Origin of the sequence: Streptomyces sp. NPDC014676, assembly GCF_043084105.1 — a bacterium.
Lineage (GTDB): Bacteria > Actinomycetota > Actinomycetes > Streptomycetales > Streptomycetaceae > Streptomyces.
Genome location: NZ_JBIBZI010000014.1, coordinates 1 through 24,449 on the forward strand (window position 1 = coordinate 1; position 24,449 = coordinate 24,449).

At 74.0% G+C, this 24,449-nt stretch carries 19 protein-coding genes; 13 read left to right on the forward strand and 6 right to left on the reverse strand.

Annotation, left to right across the window (positions count from 1 at the left end; translation table 11 throughout):
* The 3 genes from ACF1DX_RS30475 to ACF1DX_RS30485 all read right to left on the reverse strand — a co-directional run.
* A partial coding sequence (locus tag ACF1DX_RS30475) for an FAD-dependent oxidoreductase (RefSeq protein WP_391794356.1) occupies positions 1–1,139 on the reverse strand: 1,139 nt, incomplete at its 3' end.
* A 45-nt stretch (positions 1,140–1,184) separates the two neighbouring features.
* Positions 1,185–1,613 (reverse strand): SgcJ/EcaC family oxidoreductase, encoded by a 429-nt coding sequence (locus tag ACF1DX_RS30480; RefSeq protein ID WP_391794357.1) that lies wholly within the window; start codon positions 1,611–1,613, stop codon positions 1,185–1,187.
* 38 nt (positions 1,614–1,651) lie between these two features.
* Positions 1,652–2,833 carry an acyl-CoA dehydrogenase family protein gene (locus tag ACF1DX_RS30485; protein WP_391794358.1) on the reverse strand — a complete coding sequence of 394 codons (1,182 nt, stop codon included), beginning with the start codon at positions 2,831–2,833 and terminating at the stop codon, positions 1,652–1,654.
* Between the two features lie 200 nt (positions 2,834–3,033).
* Between ACF1DX_RS30485 and ACF1DX_RS30490 the strand changes: the two genes are divergently transcribed.
* Entirely contained in the window at positions 3,034–4,617 is a 1,584-nt protein-coding gene (locus tag ACF1DX_RS30490; RefSeq protein ID WP_391794359.1) for a 4-hydroxyphenylacetate 3-hydroxylase family protein, read from the forward strand.
* 76 nt (positions 4,618–4,693) lie between these two features.
* Here ACF1DX_RS30490 and ACF1DX_RS30495 read toward each other — a convergent pair whose 3' ends face one another.
* From ACF1DX_RS30495 to ACF1DX_RS30505, 3 genes are all read right to left on the reverse strand, one after another.
* Positions 4,694–6,337: a thiamine pyrophosphate-binding protein gene (locus ACF1DX_RS30495; protein ID WP_391794360.1), complete on the reverse strand. Its 1,644-nt coding sequence runs from the start codon at positions 6,335–6,337 to the stop codon at positions 4,694–4,696.
* A gap of 18 nt (positions 6,338–6,355) precedes the next feature.
* Complete coding sequence (locus tag ACF1DX_RS30500; RefSeq protein WP_073936204.1) at positions 6,356–7,363, reverse strand: cyclopropane-fatty-acyl-phospholipid synthase family protein; 1,008 nt, start codon at positions 7,361–7,363, stop codon at positions 6,356–6,358.
* Positions 7,364–7,746: 383 nt separating this feature from the next.
* Positions 7,747–9,018 carry an MFS transporter gene (locus ACF1DX_RS30505; protein ID WP_391794361.1) on the reverse strand — a complete coding sequence of 424 codons (1,272 nt, stop codon included), beginning with the start codon at positions 9,016–9,018 and terminating at the stop codon, positions 7,747–7,749.
* A 389-nt stretch (positions 9,019–9,407) separates the two neighbouring features.
* Here ACF1DX_RS30505 and ACF1DX_RS30510 point away from each other — a divergent pair, with 389 nt between their 5' ends.
* The 12 genes from ACF1DX_RS30510 (at position 9,408) to ACF1DX_RS30565 (ending at position 24,432) form a co-directional block, all read left to right on the forward strand.
* Complete coding sequence (locus ACF1DX_RS30510; protein WP_391794362.1) at positions 9,408–10,271, forward strand: TauD/TfdA dioxygenase family protein; 864 nt, start codon at positions 9,408–9,410, stop codon at positions 10,269–10,271.
* Entirely contained in the window at positions 10,268–11,062 is a 795-nt protein-coding gene (locus ACF1DX_RS30515) for an HpcH/HpaI aldolase/citrate lyase family protein (protein ID WP_391794363.1), read from the forward strand. The genes ACF1DX_RS30510 and ACF1DX_RS30515 overlap by 4 nt, the downstream gene beginning before the upstream one ends.
* A 33-nt stretch (positions 11,063–11,095) precedes the next feature.
* Positions 11,096–12,058, forward strand: a complete 963-nt coding sequence (locus tag ACF1DX_RS30520; RefSeq protein WP_391794364.1) for a PLP-dependent cysteine synthase family protein — start codon at positions 11,096–11,098, stop codon at positions 12,056–12,058.
* Between the two features lie 32 nt (positions 12,059–12,090).
* Positions 12,091–13,902, forward strand: a complete 1,812-nt coding sequence (gene asnB / locus ACF1DX_RS30525) for an asparagine synthase (glutamine-hydrolyzing) (protein WP_391794365.1) — start codon at positions 12,091–12,093, stop codon at positions 13,900–13,902.
* Positions 13,899–14,984: a PrpF domain-containing protein gene (locus ACF1DX_RS30530; RefSeq protein WP_391794366.1), complete on the forward strand. Its 1,086-nt coding sequence runs from the start codon at positions 13,899–13,901 to the stop codon at positions 14,982–14,984. The genes asnB and ACF1DX_RS30530 overlap by 4 nt, the downstream gene beginning before the upstream one ends.
* Entirely contained in the window at positions 14,957–16,084 is a 1,128-nt protein-coding gene (locus tag ACF1DX_RS30535) for an acyl-CoA dehydrogenase family protein (protein ID WP_391794367.1), read from the forward strand. Before ACF1DX_RS30530 ends, ACF1DX_RS30535 begins: the two co-directional genes overlap by 28 nt.
* Positions 16,048–17,493, forward strand: a complete 1,446-nt coding sequence (locus ACF1DX_RS30540) for a dihydroorotase family protein (protein WP_391794368.1) — start codon at positions 16,048–16,050, stop codon at positions 17,491–17,493. The genes ACF1DX_RS30535 and ACF1DX_RS30540 overlap by 37 nt, the downstream gene beginning before the upstream one ends.
* Positions 17,490–19,301, forward strand: a complete 1,812-nt coding sequence (locus ACF1DX_RS30545; RefSeq protein ID WP_391794369.1) for an NAD(P)H-dependent oxidoreductase — start codon at positions 17,490–17,492, stop codon at positions 19,299–19,301. The genes ACF1DX_RS30540 and ACF1DX_RS30545 overlap by 4 nt, the downstream gene beginning before the upstream one ends.
* A 182-nt stretch (positions 19,302–19,483) precedes the next feature.
* Positions 19,484–19,807: a hypothetical protein gene (locus tag ACF1DX_RS30550; protein WP_391794370.1), complete on the forward strand. Its 324-nt coding sequence runs from the start codon at positions 19,484–19,486 to the stop codon at positions 19,805–19,807.
* Between the two features lie 106 nt (positions 19,808–19,913).
* The gene (locus ACF1DX_RS30555; protein WP_391794371.1) at positions 19,914–21,218 is read left to right on the forward strand and encodes an acyltransferase family protein; all 1,305 of its coding nucleotides are present in this window, start codon (positions 19,914–19,916) and stop codon (positions 21,216–21,218) included.
* A 186-nt stretch (positions 21,219–21,404) separates the two neighbouring features.
* A complete protein-coding gene (locus ACF1DX_RS30560; RefSeq protein WP_391794372.1) occupies positions 21,405–22,190 on the forward strand; it encodes an alpha/beta fold hydrolase in 786 nt (261 codons plus the stop codon).
* A gap of 133 nt (positions 22,191–22,323) precedes the next feature.
* Positions 22,324–24,432, forward strand: a complete 2,109-nt coding sequence (locus ACF1DX_RS30565; protein WP_391794373.1) for an MMPL family transporter — start codon at positions 22,324–22,326, stop codon at positions 24,430–24,432.
* Positions 24,433–24,449: the final 17 nt, after the last annotated feature.

Sequence of the window (24,449 nt, forward strand, 5' to 3'; positions counted from 1 at the left end):
TCCGGGTAGCCCAGGTCGGCGCCCGCGGAGAACTGCCACGGCACCTCGATGACGCCGGCGATGTCCTGGAAGAAGGCGAGCGGGTCCACCTCGCCCCGGGACAGGTGGTCGCGCAGGACCAGGGCCTCCAGTGCGGAGACCGTCATGCCCTGGCCGTAGACCGGGTTGAAGCTGCACGCGGCGTCGCCGAGCACCAGGTAGTGGCCCGGGAAGCGGGACAGCCGCTCGAACCGGCGCCGCACACTGGCCGGGTACCGGAAGACCGTGCCGTCGCCGACCGGTTCGGCGTCGTGGATCGCGTCGTGGATGTCCGTCACCGGCAGGGTCCGGGTCCACTGGAGGAAGCCGTCGAGGTCGGCGGGCGCGCTGTCGCCCAGTACGCCGGTCAGCGAGACCACGACCAGACCGTCCTCGATGCGGGACAGGAACGCCCCGCGCCGGTGGGTCGGCGAGGTGACCGGGTTGATCGACAGGTCGCCGTCCAGGACCGACTCGTCGCGCAGCCGGAACAGGCGGGTCGTGTAGCTCAGGTCGATCCGGATCCGGTCCTCCTCGGGGCGCCCGTAGCCCAGCTCCTCCAGCCACACCGGGGTGCGGGAGGCGCGGCCGGTGGCGTCGACGACCAGGTCCGCCGTGAGCGTGCGCTCCGTCGAGTCCGCGTCGTGGCCCTGCACCCGGACGCCGGTCACGTTCGCGCCGTCCTCGTCGGTGACGAGGCCGGTGATGTCGTGGCGTTCCAGGAAGGTGACGTTCCCGAGTGCGGCGACACGTGCGCGTACCCGGCTCTCCAGCAGCGGGCGGGTGGCCGAGACGCAGACCAGCCCGGTGGCGCGGGGGCTGAGCCGCCGGCCGCCGAAGAACCAGCGCAGTTCGCCGAGGTCGCCGGTCGGGATGCCCGCGGCGACGGCCTCGTCGGTGAAGTCCGGGAAGAGCTCGTCGAGGATCTGCTGCCCGCGGGCGAGCAGCCCGTGGACGTGCCGGCCCTGCGGCACGCCCCTGCGCGCCGTGGTGGACCCGCCGATGTCGTCGCGCTCGACGACCAGGACCTCGCCGTAGGAATCGGCGAGCACCCGTGCGGCCAGGAGCCCCGCCATGCTGCCGCCGAGCACCACCGCGCGGTCACCCCGTGCGCCGGCCATCGCTGTCACCTCTCTCTTCCTCTCGCGTGAAGTGGTCCGTCGTGCTCACGCGGCGTGCCGCGGGCTGTTCTGGTAGGCGCCGAGGAACCACCGGCCGTCCCGCTTGACGACGACCCAGGACGCGTGGACGGCGCGCTCGGGCGCCGGCTCGGTCTCGCCCGGCGCGAGGATGCCGCCGCGCGTGATCAGCACGCCGGCGCCCTCGTTGGCGAAGCGGATGTCGATCGGGGTGCCGATGACGCGGGTGCCCTTGTAGGGGCCCGCGAAGGCGGCGGCGGCGAAGGCGCGGATGGCGTCGCGGCCCTTCTCGTACACGCCCGGCAGGATCAGGGTCCCGTCGGGGGTGAACACCTCGGCGAAGGCGTCGGCGTCGTAGGCGGCCCACGCCTCGACGATGCGCTGGGGGATGGAGGCGACGGCGGCCTTGTCCTCGTCGGAGATCTCGACGGCGGGGGCGGGGGTCTGCGTGGTCATGGGTGTGCTCTCTGCTTTCTGTCGCGGGCGGGAGTCGCTCAGATGTAGAGGGTGTTGGGCTGCTGGCCGCACAGGATGCGGCCGTACAGCTCGGCGTTGGTGTTCGGGTTCATCAGGGCGTGCAGGCTCATGGCCTGGATGTCGCGGGTGATCCGCTGGATCGGCACGTCCCGGTAGACGGACGAACCGCCGGAGGCGGAGGCGAAGATGTCGACGGCCTCCTTGGCCAGGCGGACCGCGGCGCCCATGTCGGCGCGGGCGCGGGCCCGCTCCAGCACCGTCCACTCCTCGCCCGAGACGCCCTTGGAGTCGACGAGGTCGGCCAGGCGGTGCGCGTGGAACTCGGCCTGGTCGGCCTTGAGCACCGCCTCGGACACCTGGAGGTGTGTCAGGGGGGCCTCGGCCTGCTTGGCGTACCAGGTGTAGGTCAGGGTGCGGTCCGGGAGCCGCTCGAAGAAGACGTCCTGGGCAGCGCGGGCCAGGCCCACCGCGGTGCCGACCGAGGAGGCGGCGGCGACCGGCAGCAGCGGGGCCCGGTAGACCGGGGAGTCCGCGTTGAGCCGGGAGGCGTACTTGCCGGTCAGGACGGCCGGCAGCGGCAGCACGCGCTCCTGGGGGATGAACACGTCCTTGGCGACGGTGGAGACGCTGCCGGTGCCGCGCAGTCCGGAGGTGTCCCAGTCGTCGACGATCTCGAGCTGGTCCACCGGCACGAGCGCCATCAGCGGCAGGTGCTGGCCGTGTGCCATCTCCTGCGCGGCGATGACCTCCTGCCAGTGGGCGTGCCGGGCGCCGCTGACGAAGCTCCACCTGCCGTTGACGACGATGCCGCCCTCCACGGGGACGGCGTGCGCGGACGGGCTGAGCGTGCCGCAGACGCGCACGTCGGGGGTGGCGAAGACCTCGTCCTGGACGCTGTCGGGGAACAGGCACGTCATGAAGGTGGGGATCCAGTACACCGACGCCGTCCAGGCGGCGGCCCCGTCGCCGCGGGCCAGCTCGGTGGCCACGTCGACCAGGGTGCGGGTGTCGGCCTCGTAGCCGCCGTACCGCTTGGGCACCCGCAGCTTGAAGACGCCGGCCCCGGCCAGCGCCTCGATCGTCTCGTCCTGGAGCCGTCCGTCGTCCTCGGCCTTCTGGGCGTTCTCGCGCAGCAGCGGCGCGACGTCGGCCGCGCGCTGAACAAGCCGCGCACGCGTGGGGATGTCGGCGGTGAGCATCGTGAAGTCCTCCCGGGACGTGACAGGTCGTACCACCAGGCGGTGCTGACCCGACCTCACACCGCGGAGGGCCGCCGGGGCACCTTCCGGATTGCGCTGCCGCGCCCTGGCCGCGACTTCGGCACGTCGCCCGCGGACCGGTCCCAGTGCCGCACGGGGGAAGAAGCCCGGGGGGTGTCCCGGCTGCCACGATGAGACGCATGACCGATCAGCAGGATGCCGCCGCTCACCCGGCGGACGGACCCCGGACGCGGCCGCTGACGGGCGAGGAGTACCTCGAGAGCCTGCGCGACGACCGCGAGGTCTTCCTCTACGGCGACCGGGTCAAGGACGTCACCGCGCACCCGGCGTTCGCCAACCCGGCGCGGATGACGGCCCGCCTCTACGACGCCCTGCACGACCCCGCCCACCGGGACGTGCTGACCACGCACACGGACGGCGGAGCGGCGGCGGGCTACACGCACCGCTTCTTCACCACCCCGCGCTCCGCCGAGGACCTGGTCGCCGACCAGCGGGCCATCGCGGCCTGGTCGAGGATGAGCTACGGCTGGATGGGCCGCAGCCCGGACTACAAGGCGGCGTTCCTCGGCACCCTGGGCGCCAACGCCGACTTCTACGCGCCCTTCGACGACAACGCGCGCCGCTGGTACCGCGAGTCGCAGGAGAAGGTCCTGTACTGGAACCACGCGATCGTGCACCCGCCCGTGGACCGCAACCTGCCGCCCGACAAGGTCTCCGACGTGTTCGTGCACGTGGAGAAGGAGACCGACGCGGGCCTGGTGGTCAGCGGGGCCAAAGTGGTCGCCACCGGGTCGGCGCTGACCCACGCGAACTTCATCGCCCACCACGGACTGCCGGTGAAGGAGAAGAGGTTCGCCCTCATCGCCACCGTGCCCACCGGCGACAAGGGCGTGAAACTGATCTGCCGGCCCTCCTACACCGCGACGTCCGCGGTGATGGGCAGCCCCTTCGACTACCCGCTCTCCTCCCGGCTCGACGAGAACGACACCATCCTCGTCCTGGACAAGGTCCTCGTCCCCTGGGAGAACGTGTTCGTCTACGGCGACACGGCCAAGGTCCAGATGTTCTCCGGGCAGTCCGGCTTCATGGAGCGCTTCACCTTCCACGGCTGCGTCCGCCTCGCGGTGAAGCTGGAGTTCATCGCCGGGCTCCTCGCCAAGGCCCTGGAGATCACCGGCACCCAGGACTTCCGCGGCGTCCAGACCCGGCTGGGCGAGGTGCTCGCCTGGCGCAACCTGTTCTGGGGGCTGTCCGACGCGGCCGCCCGCAACCCGGTGAAGTGGCGGAACGGCGCGGTGCTGCCCAACCCGCAGTACGGCATGGCGTACCGGTGGTTCATGCAGATCGGCTACCCGCGCGTCAAGGAGATCGTCCAGCAGGACGTGGCCAGCGGGCTGATCTACCTCAACTCCAGCGCCGAGGACTTCAAGAACCCGGAGATCCGCCCCTACCTCGACACCTATCTGCGCGGCTCCGGGGGCATCGGGGCCGAGGAGCGGGTCAAGGTGCTGAAGCTGCTGTGGGACGCGGTGGGCACCGAGTTCGGCGGCCGGCACGAGCTGTACGAGCGCAACTACGCCGGCAATCACGAGGCGACCCGGGCCGAGCTGCTGTTCGCCCAGACCGCCTCCGGGCAGCTCGACGACTACAAGGCGTTCGCCGACCAGTGCCTGTCCGAGTACGACCTGGACGGCTGGACCGCCCCCGACCTCGTCTCCTTCGACCACCTGCGCGGGTCTCTTCCCGGTCTGCTCGGCGGCTGATCCCCCGCGGCGCCGAGCGGGCGGCCGGGACCCCGGAAAGGGGTCCCGGCCGCTCCTTTTGCCGTTCCTTCTGCCTTCAGTGGCCGAGCAGGTCGGACAGGAACGGGGCCAGTACGCCCCGGGAGATCTTGCAGTCCAGCAGCAGCGTGCCCTCCGCGCCCCGGGCGGTCCATTCCGGTACGGCGGCCAGGTCGCCGGTGTCGCGGACGGTGACGGCCTGTGCCCCGAACGCCCGTGCCACCGCGGCGAAGTCGGTGTCGCCGAAGCGCAGCGTGGCCGCGTCCGCGCCCCGGGGCACGTACATGTGCTCCTCGAAGCCGTAGGACGCGTCGTCGTAGACCACCACCAGGGCCGACCGGCCCGAGCGCACCAGGGTCTCCAGTTCGGGCAGGCCCATCAGCGCCCCGCCGTCGCCGACGGCGGCCACCGTGGTGCGGTCGGGCCGGCCCACGGCCGCGCCGACCGCGCCCGCCAGGCCCAGCCCGATGCTCTGGAAGGCGGCGCCGGTGAACACCAGCCCCGCCGGGTCCGGCACCGGCCAGTACATGGCCGGCCAGCCGATGAAGTGGCCGCCGTCCAGGACAACCGTGCGTTCGGCGGGCAGCAGCGGGGCCAGCTCCCGGGTCAGGGTGCGCGGGTCGATCCGGCCGCCGCCGGAGGCGTCGGGGTGGGACAGGGCGGCCCAGCCGTCGGCGGCGCGCCGGAGCGCACCGGAGGCGGCGGCCCGCTCGCGCCACGGGGAACGGGTGATGCCGTGCGCGTCGGCCGCGTCCAGCAGCCGGGTGGCCACGGCCGCCGTGTCACCGCGTACGGCGAGGTCCGCGCGGGGCGCGCGGGCGCCTTCCAGGGTGATCTGGACGACGCGGGCGGCCGGGTCGAGGATCCGTCCGCCGTGCAGTGTGAAGTCGCCCAGGCTGGTGCCGAACGCCAGCACCAGGTCCGCCTCGCCCATCAGGGCGGCCGCCGGCGGGGAGGCGAACCCCCCGCACAGGCCGAGCGCGGCGGGGTGCGCGGCGAACATGCCGTTCGCCATGACCGTGGTGGCCAGCAGCGCGCCGAGCCGGTCACCGAGGTCGGTGAGGATTTTCGCCGCCCCCGAACGCCAGGCGCCCAGCCCGGCCAGGAGCAGCGGGCGGCGGGCGGCGGACAGGAGGGTGAGGATCTCGTCGGTCCTGTCGGCCTCGGCGGACTCTTCGGAGTGGGCCTGCGGCGGCGCCACGGGTACGGCGGACAGCTCGCGGTCGGTCAGGTCGCCGGGCAGGAACAGGGCCACGGGGCACTGGTCGGCGGTCGCGGTGCGCACGGCCCGTACGGTGTCCGCCACCGCCGTGTCCGGGTCCGTCGGACGGACGACGGGCACGCCCAGGGAGGCGGCCAGGGCGCTCTGGTCGATGTCGTGGGCGCGCGGGCCCGCCACCGGGGCGTCGCCGCACAGCAGGACGACGGCGCTGCGGTTCTTGGCGGCCTCGGCCAGCGCGGTCGCCGTGTTGGCCAGCCCCGGCCCGTGCGTGGTCGTGCACACGGCGACCCGCCCGGTGGCCCGGAAGTAGGCGTCGGCCATGGCCATCGCGCCGCCCTCGTGCCGGGCCGCCGTGTAGTGCACACCGGCCCGCGTCAGCGCGGCGGTGGCCAGGATGTTGCCGCCGCCGACCAGGCCGAAGGCGTGGTCGATGCCGCAGCCGGCCAGGGTCCGGGCGACCGCGGTCGCGAATGTCGTCATGGCTGGGCCTCTTCCGGGTCAGGCCAGTTCGAAGATGACCTCTCCGACGGTCATCTCGATGCGGTTGGTGCGCACCAGCTCCCAGCCGCCCTCGGCGAAGACGGACTCCCAGTCGGCGACGGTGGGCAGGAACGTGCCCATCAGGTCGTGGCCGAGCTCGAAACCGAGGGTGAAGACGGGCAGTTCGGTGTCGGGCAGGTCGGTGCGGGTGGCGTCGCCGATCAGCAGCCGGCGGGCGGACGGGAAGGCCTCGCGCAGCCGTCGCAGGGTGGCGATCGCGTTCTCGCGCCGGCCGTCCCGCCAGAAGTCGTGGCCCATCATGAAGCACGTCAGCAGTTCCACGTCGGCGTACTCGGGCCGCGGTTCGAGGCTCAGGACGTCGCCGTGCAGGAACGCGGTGCGGTCGGCCAGGCCCGCCGCGTCCGCCTCCGCGCGCGCCACCTCCAGCGCGGGCCGGGCGATGTCGATGCCCGTGCCGGTGGTGCCGGGGTGGCGGTCGAGGATCTGCATCAGCCGGGCCCCGCTGCCGCAGCCGAGGTCGGCGACCCGGGTGAAGGGGAACTCCACCCGTCCCATCGCCGCCCAGAACGCGGGGGCGTAGGTGACCTGGTCGATCTCGCGGCAGGCGAAGGCGATGGCGGCGGAGTCGCGCCGGTAGAAGGAGCCGGTGCGGTTCTCGTTGCGCAGCACGGCCGGGATCTGCTGGAAGAGTTCCGCGCTGCCCCGGGCCAGCCAGTGGAAGAAGGACTTGTTGCGGTACATCTCGTCGAAGCCGTCCAGCGCGGTGACGACCGTGCCCTCGCGTCGCACCAGGCCCACCGCGGACAGGGCGCGGAACAGGCCCGTGGTCGACGCGGGGTCCAGGCCGCCGCGGTCCGCGAAGTCGGCGGTGTCCAGGGTGCGGGCGCGGTGCAGTTCGTCGAGCGCGCCGATCTCCCAGGCCGCGGCGATGGCCCAGGCGGCCACGGCCGAGTTGAAGAGCGAGGCAATGCCGCGCGTGTTGCTCTGTGCGATGTCCACCGTCACTGCTCAGCACCTCATCCGGGAGAAGGTCCGGGCGGCTTGCCCGCGGCGACCATGCTCTGGGGTGGGGGTGGGTGGGGGCATCTCTGAGGCTGCTCAGCCGTTGGCACGGGGCCTTGTCCGTGGGGTGCCCCGTGTTGGTGTGGGGCGGGGGCGGTCGCGCTGACCGGTGCTTTGTGGGTGCCCCGCGTCGGTGTGGGCCGGGGGTGGGTTGCGCTGCCCGGCGCTGGCGGGGCGCCTCCCCCACTCTCGGCTGCGCTCGAGCGGGAGGTACCCCCACCGCCCACCCGTGCCGCCCTGGGGGTACCTCCCAGGCCCTTGAGGCACTGGGGGAGGCACGACTGCCCGCGGCTGACGCGGCATGCGACTGCCCGCGGAGGACGCCCTCAGACGGCCTGGGCGGGGGTCTGTTCGCGCTCGGTGGAGCGGCGGTCCTCGCGTACCCGTAGCAGGGAGCGGTACAGGAGGATCGCGGCCAGGCCGGCCGTGCCGTAGAGGAGGCTCATGGCCAGGGACGGGACGAAGGCGCCCAGGGTGACGCACAGGGAGGCCACGAGCAGGCCCACCCGGGCGTTGAGGGCGTAGGCGGCCATGTACTTGGTGCGGGCCTCGGGGTCGACGAGGTCGGCCAGCAGCGCCTGGCGCACCGGGACCGCGGCGATCTCGCCCACGGTGAGCAGCACGGCCGCGGCGATGAGCACCCAGCCGGTGTTGCTGACCGCCCAGACCATGTAGCCGACGGCGAAGACGGTGATGCCGGCGTACAGCCGCGCCCGGTCGCTCAGCCGGGTCAGCAGGCTCTTGGCGAACAGCACCAGCACCACCACCAGGGCGGCGTTGACCGCCCGCAGGATGCCGAGCATCGCCGTGCCGTCCACGGCGGGCGCCCAGGAGCCGATCCGGGCGAGGACCTGGGTGGGGAACTCGTCGGAGAGCCGGACGGCGATGTAGTAGCCGATCTGCATCTCGACGGACGAGATCAGCGCGGCCGCGACCAGTACCCGCAGGAAGACCGTGTCGCGGGCGACGGCCAGGTAGCCGCGCAGCATGGCACCGACACCGCGGGCGACGTCCTTGCCGGTGCGCGGCGCGGTCTCGCTGAGCCAGCGTCCGATCACGGCCGTGGTCAGCGCGCTCAGCACGGCCGCGCCCGTCAGCAGCCGGGCGAAGTGGCCCTCGTAGAGGAAACCGCCGATGAGCGCGCCGACGGTGAAGGCGAGGTTCACCGACCAGTAGTTGATCGTGTAGACGAGCGGCCGGCTCTCGGGCGTGGAGACGTCGACCATCATCGCCTCGGCGGCGGGGGTGGCGAGCTGCGCGCAGCAGGTGTTGAGCAGGAACAGCGCGAACGTCGCCCAGCCGGAGGACCACCAGGGCGAGTTGGCCAGCGCCAGCAGGGCGAAGGTCAGGGTCGCGCCGAGTTCGCCGGCCACCAGCACCGGGCGGCGCCCGTACACGTCGGCGAGGTGGCCGCCGAGGAAGTTCGCGGCGATGCCCGCACCGGCGACCGCCAGGGTCAGCGCACCGGCCGCGGCGGCCCCGTACAGCTCCGAGAGGCGGATCACCAGCAGCGGCATCAGCATGACGGCCAGCAGACGCTGGACGAATCCGACGCCGATGCGCAGCCGGATGTTGGGGTGCAGCTCGCCGAGTCTCATGGGGACCCTTTCACGCGGGTGAATCCGCCTGCTGAGGGGGAATTCGGCAGCGGCGCAAGGTGATTCGGGATTTCCCGAGCCCACCACGCGGGCCGGCGCGGCGGCAAGGGGGAGAACCGGGGTGCCGACGACTTGAACAGGTCGGGCCCGCCGGCCCGTCCGGGCGGCCCGGCGGGCGAGTTGGCCAAGTCGTCGCACTCACACGGGAATCCATGGCCGGAAGCGAGCGCTCCGTGGTTTGCTCGGTGCCGTCCAGTCCGGCCGACCCTGCTCCGTGCTGCCGGCAACCGCTCCCGTGGCCGGTCCGCGCCCCCTTTTTCTCCAGGCGGCGGACCGTGAGACCCATCCCGGGAGACGCGGACTTCTGAACGAGTTCGGAAGGAAAACTGGTGTCCTCTTTTGACATACGCAGAATCGGCGGCCGTATCGGCGCGGAGGTGACGGGCGTCGACCTCTCCACGGAATTGCCGGATTCGGTCTTCGGCCAGATCCACGAGGCGTTCCTGGAGCACAAGGTGCTCTTCTTCCGCGACCAGGAGATCACCGACGCGCAGCAGCTGGCCTTCGCCGGCCGGTTCGGGCCGCTGACGCGGAAGCATCCCATGATGCGGACCGTCGACGCCGCCGCGCAGGTGATCCCGGTCGACGGCGAGGACCAGCGCGCCGACCACTGGCACACCGACATCAGCTTCACCACCGCCCCCTCCCTGGGCACCACGCTGCGCAGCGTGGTCCTCCCGCCGTACGGGGGTGACACCCTCGTGGCCAACGCGGTCGCGGGGTACAAGGACCTGCCCGCCGAGCTGCGGGAGATCGCCGACCGGCTGTGGGCCGTGCACACCAACCACGCCGAGCAGCCGCGCCTGGGCACCGAGCGCGGCGAGGAGGTCCGCAAGGCCTTCCTGGCCCGCCGGTTCGAGACCGCCCACCCCGTGGTCCGGGTCCACCCCGAGTCCGGCGAGCCGGTCCTCTTCCTCGGCGGTTTCGCCCAGTGGCTGGTCGGCCTGACGCCGCGCGAGTCGCGCCCCCTCCTCGACGTGCTGCAGTCCTACGTACGGCGCCCGGAGAACACCGCGCGCTGGACCTGGCGCCCCGGTGACGTCCTCATCTTCGACAACCGCGCCACCCAGCACTACGCCGTCAACGACTACGACCGCCACCGGCGCGTGCTGCACCGGGTCTCCATCAACGGCGACGTGCCGGTGGGCCTGGACGGGAAGCGCAGCTACGCCATCATCGAGGAGGGCGCATGAGCGGCTCCCGCGCCCAGGGGCCGGGGTCCTTCGCCCAGCGCCTGCGCGACCGCGAACGGCTCGTCGGCTACTGGATCGCCCTGAACGACCCGGCCGCCACCGAGCGCATCGCCGGCCTGGGCTACGACTACCTCGGCGTCGACGGCCAGCACGGTGTCATGCACCAGCCGGGCTGGCAGGCCGCGATGCTCGCCGTCGACGCCCGGGGCCGCTCCGCCGGGATCATCCGGGTCCCCTCGCCGGACCCGGTGGCCATCGGTGTCGCCCTCGACACCGGTGCCCGCGGCGTGGTCGTGCCCATGGTGGAGACGCCCGAGCAGGCCCTCACCGTCGTACGCGCCTGCCGCCACCACCCGGCGGGGACCCGCAGTCTGGCCGGGCCGGTGCGCGCGGGGCTGCGCCTGGGCGACGTGCCCGCCGAGATCGACGACCAGGTCGCCTGCATCGTCATGATCGAGACCGCGGCCGCGCTGGAGAACCTGGACGCCATCTGCGCCACCGAGGGACTCGACGCCGTCTACGTCGGCCCCGCGGACCTCTCCGCGGCCCTGGGCGCCCGCTGGTTCGGCGATCCCGCGACCGCCGACGCGCTCGAGGCCGCGCTGGTCCGCGTCACCGACGCCGCCGACCGGGCCGGCATCGCCTGCGGCATCCACGTCCTGGACGGCGAGAGCGCCGCCAAACGGCTCGCCGAGGGGTTCACCTTCGCCACCGTCTCCAGCGACATCACCCACCTGCAGCAGGCCGCGGCCCGTCACCTGACGGCCGCCGGAGGGCACCTCGCCGCCTGAACCGGCCGCCGCACCACACGACTTGGGGGAACAGTGACGACAGACACAGACCTGCGGCCCGCACGGGCCACACGGGCCGCCTCCATCGCCCGGTCGCTGGAGGACCTGGTCGGCGGCACCCCGCTGCTGCGGGTCGACCTGCCGGGCCTCACCGACGGCGTGACCCTGCTCGCCAAACTGGAGATGCTCAACCCGCTCTCCAGCGTCAAGGACCGGGCCGCGCTCGCCATGATGCGCGCCGCCGAGGAGTCCGGGCGGCTGCCCGCCACCGGCGGCACCGTCATCGAGTGCTCCTCGGGCAGCACCGGCATCTCGCTGGCCGCCCTGTGCGCCCGGCGCGGCCACCGCTGCGTCGTCGTCATGCCCGACAACGCCACCGAGGAGCGCCGCCTGATCCTGCGCGAACTGGGCGCCGAGGTGGTCCTCGTCCCGCACGGGGACGGCCTCATGGCCGCCTGGGCGCACGCCGAGGAGCTCCAGCGCTCCCTGCCCGGCTCGTGGGTGCCGCACCAGGACACCAACCCGGCCAACGTCCGCGCCCACTACGACACCACAGGACCGGAGATCTGGGAGGCCACCGGCGGTCGCGTCGACGTCCTGGTGTGCGGGGTGGGCACCGGCGGCACCCTCACCGGAACCGCCCGCTACCTCAAGGAACGCACCGACGTGCACGTCGTCGCCGTGGAGCCGGCCCGCTCCGCGGTGCTGTCGGGCGGCGAGCCGGGCCCGCACGGCATCCCCGGCATCGGCGCCGGCTACGTCTCCGAGATCACCGACCTCACCCTCGTCGACGAGGTCCTCGCCGTGCCCGACGAGGCGGCGGCCGCCACCGTACGCGACGTGGTGCGCGCCACCGGACTGCCCGTCGGGGTGTCCTCCGGGGCCGCCGCGTGGGCCTCCCGGACCGTGGCCGCGCACCCCCGCTGGGCGGGCGCCACGGTCGTCACCGTCTTCCCCGACAGCGGGGAGCGCTATCTGTCGACGACGCCCCGCTGACCCGTCGTCTCCGCACGGAAAGACAGGCAGACATGTGCCGGATCCACGGCTACTTCAACGCGGTGGCCACACCGCACGAGATGTGCACCGTCGCCGCCCTCCAGCGGCACGGCGGCCCGGACGCGACCGGCATGACCCGGGCCCCCGGCTGGGGCCTGGGCTACGACCGGCTCGCCGTCGTCGACCCGCACGGCGGACAGCAGCCGTACGGGCTCGGCGGCCCCGTCCAGGCCGTGTTCAACGGGGAGATCTACAACCACGACGAGCTGCGCCGCCGGCTGCGCGCCCGCGGCCACACCTTCACCGACCGCTGCGACGGCAACGTCATTCCCGCCCTGTACCTGGAGTACGGCGAGGACTTCACCGACCACCTCGACGGCATGTACGCCATCGCGCTGGTCGACCGGCGCGGCGAGGTGCCCCGGCTGCTGCTGGCCACCGACGAGATCGGCATGAAGCCGCTCCACCTCCGGTGGGACGAGGCCGCCCGCTCCCTGCACTTCGCCTCCGAGATCCCCGCCCTGCTGGGCTTCGGCCCGGTCGGCACCCGGATGCGGGACACCGCGCTGGACGCCTACCTGGCCACCCGTACGCCCTTCGGCGAGCAGACCATGTTCGAGGACATCGAGGTGCTGGCCCCGGGCACCACGCTCGTGTGCGACCTGGGCGGCACGCCCCGCCGCAGGCGGCGCGTGGCGACCGCCGCCGAACTGCCCGAGCCCGGCCGGGCCCCCGAGCGGGTGCGCGAACGGCTGCGGGAGGAGGTCGGCCGGCTGCTCGTCGCCGACGTGCCCGTCGCCCTGATCACCTCCGGGGGCCTGGACTCCAGCCTGGTCACCGCCCTGGCCGCCGAGCACGGCCCCGTGCACTCCTTCAACATCGCCTACCGGGGCGACTGGCCGTTCGACGAGCGGCACTTCGCCCGCGCCGTCGCCGAGCACGCAGGCACGGAGCACCACCAGGTCGAGATCGACCCGGCCGGCTTCCCCGCCCTGCTGGAGGAGACCGTCCGCCACCTCGGCCAGCCCAACGCCGACCCGATCACCCTGAGCACGTACGCCCTGTTCCGGGCCGTACGGCAGGCCGGGTTCACCGTCGCGCTGACCGGGGACGCGGCCGACGAGGTGTTCGGCGGCTACGCGCGGATGCGCGCCGCCGCCGAGACGGCCGCGGCCGGCGGCGACTGGGGCACCGCCTACCTCGACGCGCTCTCCGCCGCCCCGGCCGCGACGCGCGCCGGGCTCTACACCGACGCCTACCGCGACCACCTGCGGGACGTCCCCCCGCTGCCCGAGGCGGCCCGCCAGGACCTGCTGCACGGGCCCGGCAGCGTCCTGGAGCGCATCACCCGCTTCGAACTCGGCCACCGCCTGCCCGCCTACCACCTGCGCCGCGTCGACCACCTGAGCATGGCCGGCTCCATCGAGGTGCGGCTGCCGTTCTGCCAGCGGTCCGTGGTGGCCCTGGGCCGGGCGCTGCCCGACGCGCTGCGCATCGGCGGCGGACAGGTCAAACGCACCCTGTACGCGGCCGCCCGGGGGCTGCTGCCCGACACCGTGCTCGACCGGCCCAAGCAGCCCTTCACCCTGCCGGTGACCGCGATGCTCACCCCCGGAACCGCCCTGTGGGAGCACGCGCGGGACCTGCTCACGCCCACCCGGCTGGCCGCCGACGGACGGCTCGACGGCGCCGCCGTCGACGCCCTGTTCGACGTACAGGCCCACCGTCCGGACGACACCACCTCGTCGACGCTGTGGGCGCTGCTCGTCCACGAGGTGTGGCGGGAGCGGTTCCACGGCGCCGCCGGCGACCTCGCACCACCCGCCATGGCGGTGGCGGCATGATCGGCCACCTCGCCCACGCCGCCGGCGCCCCCTGCCCGACGTTCGTACTGGACGCCGCCCGGCTGCCGCGCGAGGAGACGGCGCTGCTGGGCCATCTGACCGAGGCCCGCCGCTACCTGACCTCCGCGGGCGGCGCCCACGTACTGAAGATCGCCCTGGTGGAACCGTCCGCGCACCCGATGTTCGACCTGGACTACCGGTTCGTGCAGGCCCTGCCCGGCGCGCCCGACCGGTTCGACCTGCGCGGCTCCTGCGGCCACTCGGCGCTCGCGTCGGTGGTCGCCGCCGCCCGCTCCGGCATGCTGCCGCGGCTCGTGCCCGGCGCCCGGGTGCGGGTGCGGGTGCGCAACAACGGCGACAGCGTGGTGTGCGAGGTCGACCGGGCCGAACGCGACGAGGCCGGCTTCACCGTCACCTTCGTCCAGCCGCGCCCGGTGCCCTTCGCCGAACTGCTGCCCACCGGGGGGACCCGGACGGTGCTGGAGGCCGACGGGCGGCGCGTGGAGGTGTCGATGGTGGCGAGCGCCAACACCTACGTCTTCGTCGACGCGCGCTCGCTCCAGGTGCCCGACGAGGCCGCCCTGTTCGCCGCCGGCGGCGACCTGCTCCGGCGCCTGGAGTCGCTGCGCGCCGCCGCGGCCGAACTGCTCGGCTGGCCGCCCGGCGGCGCCTTCCCCAAGATCGCGGCCGTACTGCCCGGCGCCGGCGGCGGCATCGCGGCCCGCGCCCTGACCGTGCCCGGCTGGCACCCCGCCCTCGCCCTCACCGGGGCCGTGTGCCTGGGCACGGCCGCGCGGATCCCCGGCACCGTGCCCTGGCGGATCACCCGTGAGGCGGACGCCGGCGACGGACCCCTGGACATCACCACCCCCGGCGGCCGGACGGCCGTCACCGCGGTCGTCTCCCTGCCCGGCGCCTCGGCCGTCTCCCCGCCCGGCGCCGCCGACGGCGACGGAGCCCTGCTGTGGTCCTCCGTCGCCGGCAAACACGTCACCTTCCAGGGCTCCTTCGCCCTGGCACCCCTGAGTCACCTTCAATTCGAGGAGGTCGCCCAATGCCTGGCGTTGTCGGGAGCCGGCTGAGCCCACGGCTCACGCCCGCGTTGCGCGCACTGCTGCGCGAGGGCGCCGAACGGGCCGAAGCGGCCGGCGAGGTGGACCGCGAGGCGCTGACGGCGCTGCGCACCAGCGGCCTGCTCGCCACCGCCGTCCCCACCGAACACGGCGGTGCGGGCCGGGACGCCGCCGCGGTGAACGCGCTGGTCGAACAGATCGCCGCCGTCAGCCCCTCCCTGGCGATCATCGCGTTCCAGCACTTCGCCGTCAGCGCCCGCATCGCCGACTGGGGCACCGCGCGGCAACAGGCCCGCTGGCTGCCGCGACTGGCCGACGGGACCTGGCTGGCCGCCTCCGCGTGGAGCGAGAGCGGCGCGGGCGCCGCCAAGCAGAACCTGTCCACCACCGCCGAACGCCGTACGGACGGCACCTGGGTGCTGAACGGCTCCAAGGCCTTCACCACCGGCGCGGGCGTCGCCGACCTCTACCTGGTCCTGGTCCGCACCGCCCGGCCCGACGCCGCACCGGCGGCCGGCTACGGAGCGCCGGGGCAGACCTTCTTCCTCGTCGGCGCCGACAACCCCGGACTGGTCCCCGAACTCGGCCTGGACCTGGCCGGCATGCGGGGCTCCGCCACCGGGCTGGTCTCCCTCGACGGGGCCGTCGTCGCGGACGACGACCGGCTCGGCCCGGAGGGGCAGGCCGCCACCGTCATCGCCTCGGTCCGCGAGAGCGGGGCCAGTCTCGGCGCGGTCTCCGTCGGCACCGCGCAGGCCGCCCTCGACCTGGCCGTCGCGCACGCCCACGACCGCGGACTCATGGACCTGCCCGCCGTACGGCACCGGCTGGTGGGCCTGGCCACCCGGCTCGAGGCGGCCCGCGCGGTGGTGGAGCGGGCGGGGGCGCGCACCTCCGCCGACCCGGGCCTGACCACCCTGCACAGCAAGCTGCACGCGACCGAGGCCGCCGAGGAGATCTGTCTCGACGTCGCCCGCATGCTCGGCTCGGCCGGATACCGGGACGGCGCGCGGATCGGCCGGCTGCTCGCGGACGCGCGCGGCGTCTCCCTCATGGGCCCGACCAACGACCTGTGCCGGGAACTGGTGGCGGTGTCGTGGACCGGCTGACCCCCACCCCCGAACTCGTCGTCAGCGGACGCCGGCTGGTCACCCCGCAGGGCGTGCGCCCCGGCCACGTCTGCGTCACCGGCGGACGCGTCACCGCCGTCACGGACACCGACCCCGGGCCCGCCGCCGCCCGCCTCGACGCGGGCGAGCACTACGTGCTGCCCGGACTCATCGACTCCCACGTCCACTTCCGCACCCCGGGCCTGACCCACAAGGAGGACTGGGAACACGGCAGCAGGGCCGCCGTACGCGGCGGTGTCACGACCGTGATGGACATGCCGAACACGGTGCCGCCCACGCTCACCCCCGAGACGGCGTCCGCCAAGGCGGCCCTCATCGACGGGCACTCCCTGGTCGACTACCGGTTCCACCTGGGACTCGACCCCGACCGCCCCGAACTGCTGGCCGACCTGGACGCACGCGTCGCCACCAGCGTGAAGATATTCATGGCCGGGCACCACACGGCACCCACCGTGGTGCGCGACCCGGACCAGTTGGAGAAGGCGTTCGCCGCCGCCGCCCAGGGCGGCGTCCAACTGGTCCTGCACGCCGAGGACGACGGACTGTTCGCCCTGCTGGACTCCTGGTGGGGCGAGCCCGGCAGCTACCTGGAGTACGAGGCGCGCCGCCCGCGCACCGGCGGCATCGTCGCCGTCGCCAAGGTCCTGGAGCTGGTGCGCCGCCACGGCACCCGCGCCCACATCCTGCACCTGTCCAGCGCCGAGGAGGCCGACCTGGTGTGCGCGGCGCGGGCGGCGGGGCTCCCCGTCACCTTCGAGGTCACCGGCCACCACCTGTCGTTCACCGACAAGGACACCCGCCGCCTGGGCGCCCGCACCCGCCTCTCCCCGTCCATCCGCGGCACCGGCGACCAGGACCGGCTGTGGCGGGCCCTGCGCGACGGCCAGCTGGCGACCCTGGGCAGCGACCACGCCCCGCACACCGTCGAGGAGAAGACCCGCGGCGTCGCCCAGTCGCCGCCCGGACTGCCCGGCGTCCAGGAACTGGCGGTCGCCGTCTGGACGGGCATGCGCAGACGCTGGCCCGAGGAACACCCCGACACGGCCGCCGTACGGCTGGCCCGTCACCTGTCCGCCCGGCCGGCCGAGCTGTTCCGGCTGCCCGGCAAGGGCCGGCTGGAGGCGGGCGCCGACGCCGACCTGGTGTTCCTCGCCCCCGACGTGCCCTGGATGCTGTCCGCGGGCGACGTGGAGAGCAAGTGCGGCTGGTCGGCGTACGAGGGATGGACCTTCACCGGCCGCATCGAACGGACCCTGCGCGCGGGCCGCACCGTGTGGGACGCGTCCACGGGCTCCTACGGCGCACCCGACGGCCGTCTGCTGGGCGCGGCGCCCGCCGCCCCCACCCCCTCGGCCGGCACGGCCGGAACGGAGGCTCCGACGCCATGACGCAACGCCAGACCGTATTCATCGCCGGCGGCGGCGTCGGAGGCCTCGCCGCCGCCGCGGGACTCGCCGCGCGCGGCTTCGACGTCACGGTGATCGAACGGGCCGCCACCCTCCGGGAGGGCGGCTCGGGACTCATGATCCAGCCCAACGGCCTGCGCGCCGCCGACGCGCTCGGCGCGGGCGTCGGCGCCCGCGTCCGGGCCACCGGGCACGCCACCGCCCCCGACGAGGTGCGCGTCCTGATGGACGCCCGGGGGACGGTGCTCGCCGAGGAGCCCGTCGGCGCCGCCGGCGGGCCGGCGGGCGGCCCGCCGATGCCCGTCCTGCGGTCGGCGCTGCACCGGGCCCTGCTCGACGAGGCCGTCACCGCGGGCGCCGCCCTGCGGATGGCCACCACCGTCGAGGACTACACCGGCCACGACGACCACGTCACCGTCCGGTTCTCCGACGGCACCGCCGCCACCTGCCAGGTACTGATCGGCGCCGACGGCATCCACTCCGCGGTGCGGCGCCGCATGCTCGGCGACGGACCCCCCGTCTACCGCGGCTACACCTCGGTGCGCGGACGCACCCGCGGCTCCGTACTGGGACAGCGCGGCCACGTCGTCAACGGCCGCGGCATCCAGCTCTTCGTCGCCCCCGTCGGCGACGACACCCTCTACTGGACCGCCAAGATCACCGCCGCGGAGGGGGAGTGGCCGGCCAAGGGCCCCGAGGAGGCCCGGCGCGCCCTGCTCGCCGCGCTGGAGGGCTGGTACCCGCCCGTGGTCGACCTGGTGCGCGCCGCCGACCCCGGAGACGTCGTCGTCACCGACATCCACGACCGCGACCCCGCCGCACGCTGGACCGACCACCGGGTCGCGCTGCTCGGCGACGCCGCCCACCCCATGGTCCCGGCCCTCGGACAGGGCGCCAACATGGCGCTCGAGGACGCCGCCGTGCTCGCCGACCGCCTCGGCGCCTGCGCCCACGTCCCCACCGCGCTCGCCGCCTACGCCCGCGAGCGCATGGACCGCACCGCCGCCGTCGTCCTGTCCTCACGCCGCCAGGGCGCCCTCGACCAGGGCGCCGACCGGGACGGCGAACAGCGGCGCAACGCCCGTATGCGGGCGGCCGGCCGCAAGGACCAGGACGCGCTCGACATCGCCGCCTGGCGGCCCGCACCCCTGGCCGCCGACCCGGCACACGCCTCCGCCCCACGGAAGGGTGACGACATCGTGCACACCCCCCACATCGTCCTGCTCAGCGGCTCCCTGCGGGCCGGCTCGACCTCGGACCGGGTGGCGCAGTGGTGCGCCCAGCGCGTCACGGCCCAGGGCGCCACCGCCCGGGTCTTCACCGGCGCGGAACTGGACTTCCCCGCCTACCGGCCCGGACTGGCGGCCTGCCACGCGGGCGTCGCCGGGTTCCTCGACGAACTGCGCCGCGCCGACGGCGTGGTGCTCGTCTCCCCGACCTACCACGCCAGCGTCTCCGGCCTGCTGAAGAACGCCCTCGACGCGGTCAACGACATCGACGGCCCACAGCCCCTCCTCGACGGGCGGGCCATCGGCACGGTCGCCGTCGGCGCGGGCCCCCAGGGCGCCGCCACCACCCTCACCACCCTGCGCACCATCGCCCACGCGCTGCGCGGCTGGCCCGCTCCGCTGGGCGTGGCCGTCACCAAGGCACCCGCACCGGCGGCGGTGGAGCGGCAACAGGCACCGGACGAGGCACGCCTGGACGAGATGGTCCACCAGGTGCTGTGGCTGGCCGGCGTCCGCGCGGCGACGGCCGACGGCACGAGGAGCGTCTCCGCCGCGGCCTGACCCCGGCCCGCCCGCGCTCGCCGGGGTCCGGTGGCGGCCGGCGGCACCGGCACGGCCCCGGCCGTCACCGTCACCGTCCCGCCCTCCCACTCACCGGGGCCCAACGGCCTGCCTCCGCTCCTCGGAGCCCCCCAACCCGCCCCCTCCCGGCCCACCCGTCCGTCCCACCGAAAGGCACGCCCATGCCCGCCACCTCCTACCACCCGGCCCCCAGCACCCCCGGCCCGGTCTGGCGCGACGCCAACGTCCGCAGCGGCCCCTCGCTGGACAGCCCGGTCGTCGACCTGCTGCTGCCCGACGGCGTCACCGCCCACACCGCCGAGGGCTGGGCCCTCGGCGACGAGGTCGTCGAGGGGGAGAACCCGGTCGGCGAGATCGTCAGCTCCGTCTGGTTCAGGTTCACCGACGGCCGCTGGTGCAGCGCGGTCAACTTCGACCCCGCCCACCTGAAGTCGGTGCTCGGCGACGCCGCCCCGCTGGTACGGCCGCACCCGTCCGTGGCCTGAGCACCCGCGGAATGCCCGGTACCGCCAACACCGCACTTCAGAAGATGGCACCGGTATTGAGCCACACCCATGCTGAACGGGCCACCGACAAAGGAGCGCTGACGTAGTGAATGCCGACGGGGCCACCGCAAGGGCCCAGCAACCAAAGAGAGTCGGGCGGCTCGACGGGGTCCGGGCACTGTGCGCCCTCGGCGTCGCCGCCGTCCACACCTCCTTCGCCGCGGGCGTCATGGGCGCCTACACCGCCAAACCGGGCAACGAGGTCCTGGCCACCCTGCTGGCCGGCCTGCGACCCCTGGCCCTCGGCCCCTTCTTCGTCCTGTCCGGGATGCTGCTCTACCGCCCCTTCGCCCGCTGGACCCTCACCGGCGGCAGCCGGCCCCGGCTCGGCCCCTTCCTGGCCAAGCGGCTGGCCCGGCTGTGGCCGGCGTACATCCTGCTCGCCCTGGTCTGCGTCTTCCTGCTCAACTACGACGCCGTGGACGGCCCCTGGTACGTACTGCGGCCGATCCTGATGCTCCAGGTCTACGACTACACGTGGATCGCCGGCATGGACCCGGCCTGGACCGTCCCGGCCGAGATGCAGTACTACCTCGCCCTGCCCCTCCTGGCCGTGCTCATGCACTGGATGGCGGGCCGCACCGCCGACCCGGTGAAGAAGGCCCGCCGCATGATGATCCCGCCGGCCGTCATCACCATGGCGTCCGCGGTGTGGACGTGGTGGATCCACCGCCCCGAGATGGGCGTCTACCCGGAGGAGTACTGGTGGCCGTTCGCCGTGGGCGGCGCCTTCGCCCTCGGCATGGCGATGGCCGTCGTCCACGTCCTGGCGGAGATGAAGCCGCACGACCGGCCCGCCCTGTACCGCATCGCCGCCCGCCGGCCGCTGCTGCTGTGCGGCGCCGCCGTCGCCCTCTACGCCGTCAACTGCACGCAGCCCTTCGGCCGCCCCGGCTACGGCGACTACGAGGGCGTCGGCCTGGCCGTCACCCAGTACTTCCTGCTGCTGGCCTTCTCCTTCCTGGTCGTGATGCCGCTGTCGGTCCCCGAGGCGAAGTCACGGGTCATCGACGCGGTCGTCGCCAACCCCGTCGCCCGCTACCTGGGCCGCATCTCGTACGGCATCTACCTGTGGCACTTCGCGGTCATGTACTTCTGGTTCGAGACGGGCAGCGTCTTCGGCACCGAGCCGGCCCTCATGCAGCAGCTGCGCGGCACCATCTCCTTCCCGGAACTGATGTCCGCGGTGCTCGTCGGCAGCATCCTCGCCGCGTCGCTGAGCCACTACCTGGTGGAACGCCCGGTCATCAACGCGGTCGGCCGCTGGGCCCGCCGCAAGGAGGCGGCCGCATCTGCCGCCGCGCCGGCGCCCGCGACGCCCGCCAAGGAGGAGCACGTCCTCACCCGCTGACGGTGACGACGGAACCCCACGCGGTGGGCGGCCTGTCCCGACGGCCGCCCACCGCGTGACCACGACATCCTCCGCCCTGAACACGAAGGCAGCAATCTCGAAGATGCGGCCGCGACCCGCCACCCGGGACGCTGAGTGCGGCACCACCGCATGTGCCCCCCCAAGCCGCTCAGTATCGGGAGAGCAATGAACACTGTCCAGTCCGCCGACGGTACCGCCATCGCCTACGACCGCACCGGCGAGGGCGAGCCCCTCGTCCTGGTCGGTGGTTCGTTCAGCGAGCGCGCGCACCCCACCATGACCGAGCTGGCCGCCGAACTGGCCCCCCACTTCACCGTCTACAACTACGACCGGCGCGGGCGCGGCGACAGCGCCGACGCAGCCGAGTACGCCGTCGAGCGGGAGATCGAGGACCTCGCCGCCGTGATCGCCGAGGCGGGCGGATCGGCGAAGGTGTTCGGCCTGTCCGCGGGCGGCGTCCTGGCGCTCAAGGCCGCCGCGGCCGGCGTGGACATCACCCGGGTCGCCGTCTACGACCCGCCGTTCGTGGTGGACGAGACCGGCCCGAAGCCGCCGGCCGGCTTCACCGAGAAGCTCACCGAACTCGCCGCGACCGACCGGGGCGAGGCCGTGGCGTTCTTCATGACCCAGGGCATGGGCGCCCCGGCCGAGGCCGTCGCGGGCATGCGGTTCGCCCCCTTCTGGGCGGGCCTGGAGGCACTGGCCCACACCCTCCCGTACGACACCACGATCACCGGCGACGACTTCGCCCTGCCCGCCGAGGAACTGGCCGCCGTCAAGGTGCCCGTCCTCGTCGCCCACGGCGGCGACGCCGACGCGTGGCTGCACGCGAGCGCCCGCGCCGTCGCCGACGTCGTACCCGACTCCCGGCACCGCTCCCTGGCGGGCCAGGGCATCGCCGTCGAGCCGCCGGTCCTCGCCCCCGTGCTGAAGGAGTTCTTCGAGAGCTGAGATCCACCGCCCCGGCGCCCGTGGAGCCTCGGCCCCACGGGCGCCGCCGCGTTGGGCCCGCCCGCCGTCCCGCCGTGACGGCACGGCCCCGCGCGCACCGCCGTACGTCCCCACCCCAGAAGGAGAACCCCCCATGTCCACATGGCTCGAGCGGAGCACCGCCGTGCCCGGTGGCCGGCGCGGCAAGTGGCTCGTCCTCGCCGTCTGGCTGCTCGCCGCGATGGCCCTCGGAGCACTGGCCGGCAAACTGGGCGAGGTGCAGGACACCAGCGCCAACGCCTTCCTGCCGCGCGGTGCCGAATCCGCGCAGGTCAACACCGAACTGGAGAAGTTCCGCAGCCACGACCTGATGCCGGCCGTCGCCGTCTACACCGGCGACACGCCCGTCACCGACGCGGTCCGCTCCAAGGTCGAGGCCGACCGCGCGGCGTTCGCGAAGATCGCCGAGCCGGGACAGCAGGTACCGCCCGCCGTGACCTCCGAGGACGGCCGGGCCCTGATGCTCGTCGTCCCGCTGTCCGGCGAGGAGCAGGCCGAACTCGCCGACAAGGTCGAGGAGCTGCGCACCGTCGCGGCCGCCAACGCCCCGCCCGGACTCGACACCGCGGTCGGCGGCCCGGGCGGCGCCACCGCCGACGCCTTCACCGTCTTCGACACCCTCGACGCCACCCTGATGGGGATCACCTGCCTCATCGTCATCGTCCTGCTGCTGTTCACCTACCGCAGCCCCGTGCTGTGGGTCTTCCCGGTCCTCGCCGTCGCCTTCGCCGCCGTACTGACCCAGGCCTTCACCTACCTGTTCGCCAAGCACGCCGGACTGCAGGTCGACCCGCAGAGCTCCGGCGTCCTGATGGTGCTGGTCTTCGGCGTCGGCACCGACTACGCGCTGCTGCTCATCGCCCGCTACCGCGAGGAGCTGCACCGCCACGAGGACCGGCACGCGGCCATGCGGGTCGCCCTGCGCCGCACCTTCCCCGCCGTGCTGGCCTCCGCGGCCACCGTCGCCGTCGGCCTGCTCTGCCTCGGTCTCGCCGACATCAACTCCTCCCGCTCGATGGGCCTGGTCGGCGCCATCGGCGTCCTCTTCGGCTTCCTCGCCATGGCGAGCGCGCTGCCCGCCCTGCTCGTCATCGCCGGACGCTGGGTCTTCTGGCCGCTCGTGCCGCGCCACGGAACCGCCCCGCGCACCGGTGACGGATGGCGCCGCGTCGGCGAGGCCGTGGCCCGCAGGCCGCGCCGCGCCTGGCTGGTCTCCCTGCTGGTCACCGGCGGCCTCGCACTGAGCGCGCTGGGCCTGAACATGGGCCTGCACCAGTCGGAGTGGTTCCAGAACGAGCCGGAGTCGGTCGTCGCCCAGGAGCGGCTCTCGGCCCACTTCCCCTCCGGCGTCGGCGACCCGGCCGTCGTCATCGCCGACAGCCCGAAGGCGGCGGACGTCGCGAAGACCGCCGAGGGCACCCCCGGCGTCGTCGACGTCACCACCGTCGCCACCACCGCCGACGGGAAGCTGACCCGGCTGGCCGTGGTCCTGGAGGGAACGCCCGACAGCGAGACCGCCAAGGACGCCGTGGAGGCGCTGCGCGCCGGCACCGACGCCCTCGTCGGCGGCACGGCGGCCCAGAGCCTCGACAAGGAGACCGCCACCGCGCGCGACCTGAGGACCGTCGTCCCGGCCGTCCTGCTCGTCGTCCTGCTCGTACTCGTCTGGCTGCTGCGCTCGCTGGTGGCCCCGCTGGTGCTGCTGGCCACCGTCGTCGTCTCGTACTTCTCCGCGCTCGGCGCCTCCGGCCTGCTCTTCGAGCACGTCTTCGGCTACTCCGGCACCGACTGGTCGGTGCCGCTGCTCGGCTTCGTCTTCCTGGTGGCGCTCGGCGTCGACTACAACATCTTCCTCATGCACCGGGTCAAGGAGGAGTCCCGGCTGCGCGGACACCGGGAAGCGGTGGTCACCGGCCTCAGCGGCACCGGTGGCGTGATCACCTCCGCGGGCCTCGTCCTCGCGGCGACCTTCGCGGTCTTCGCCGTGCTGCCGCTGGTCGCCATGGCCCAGATGGGTGTGATCGTCGGCGTCGGCGTACTGATCGACACCTTCCTGGTCCGCACGGTCCTGGTCCCGGCCCTCGCCCTCGACCTGGGCGCCCGCCGCTTCTGGTGGCCGGCCCGCCCGGCCACGTCCCAGGACCCCGCCACCCCGGACACCACCGAACCGACCACCTCCGACCGGGAGCCCGCCACCCTGTAGCCCGCCCTGCGTCCCCG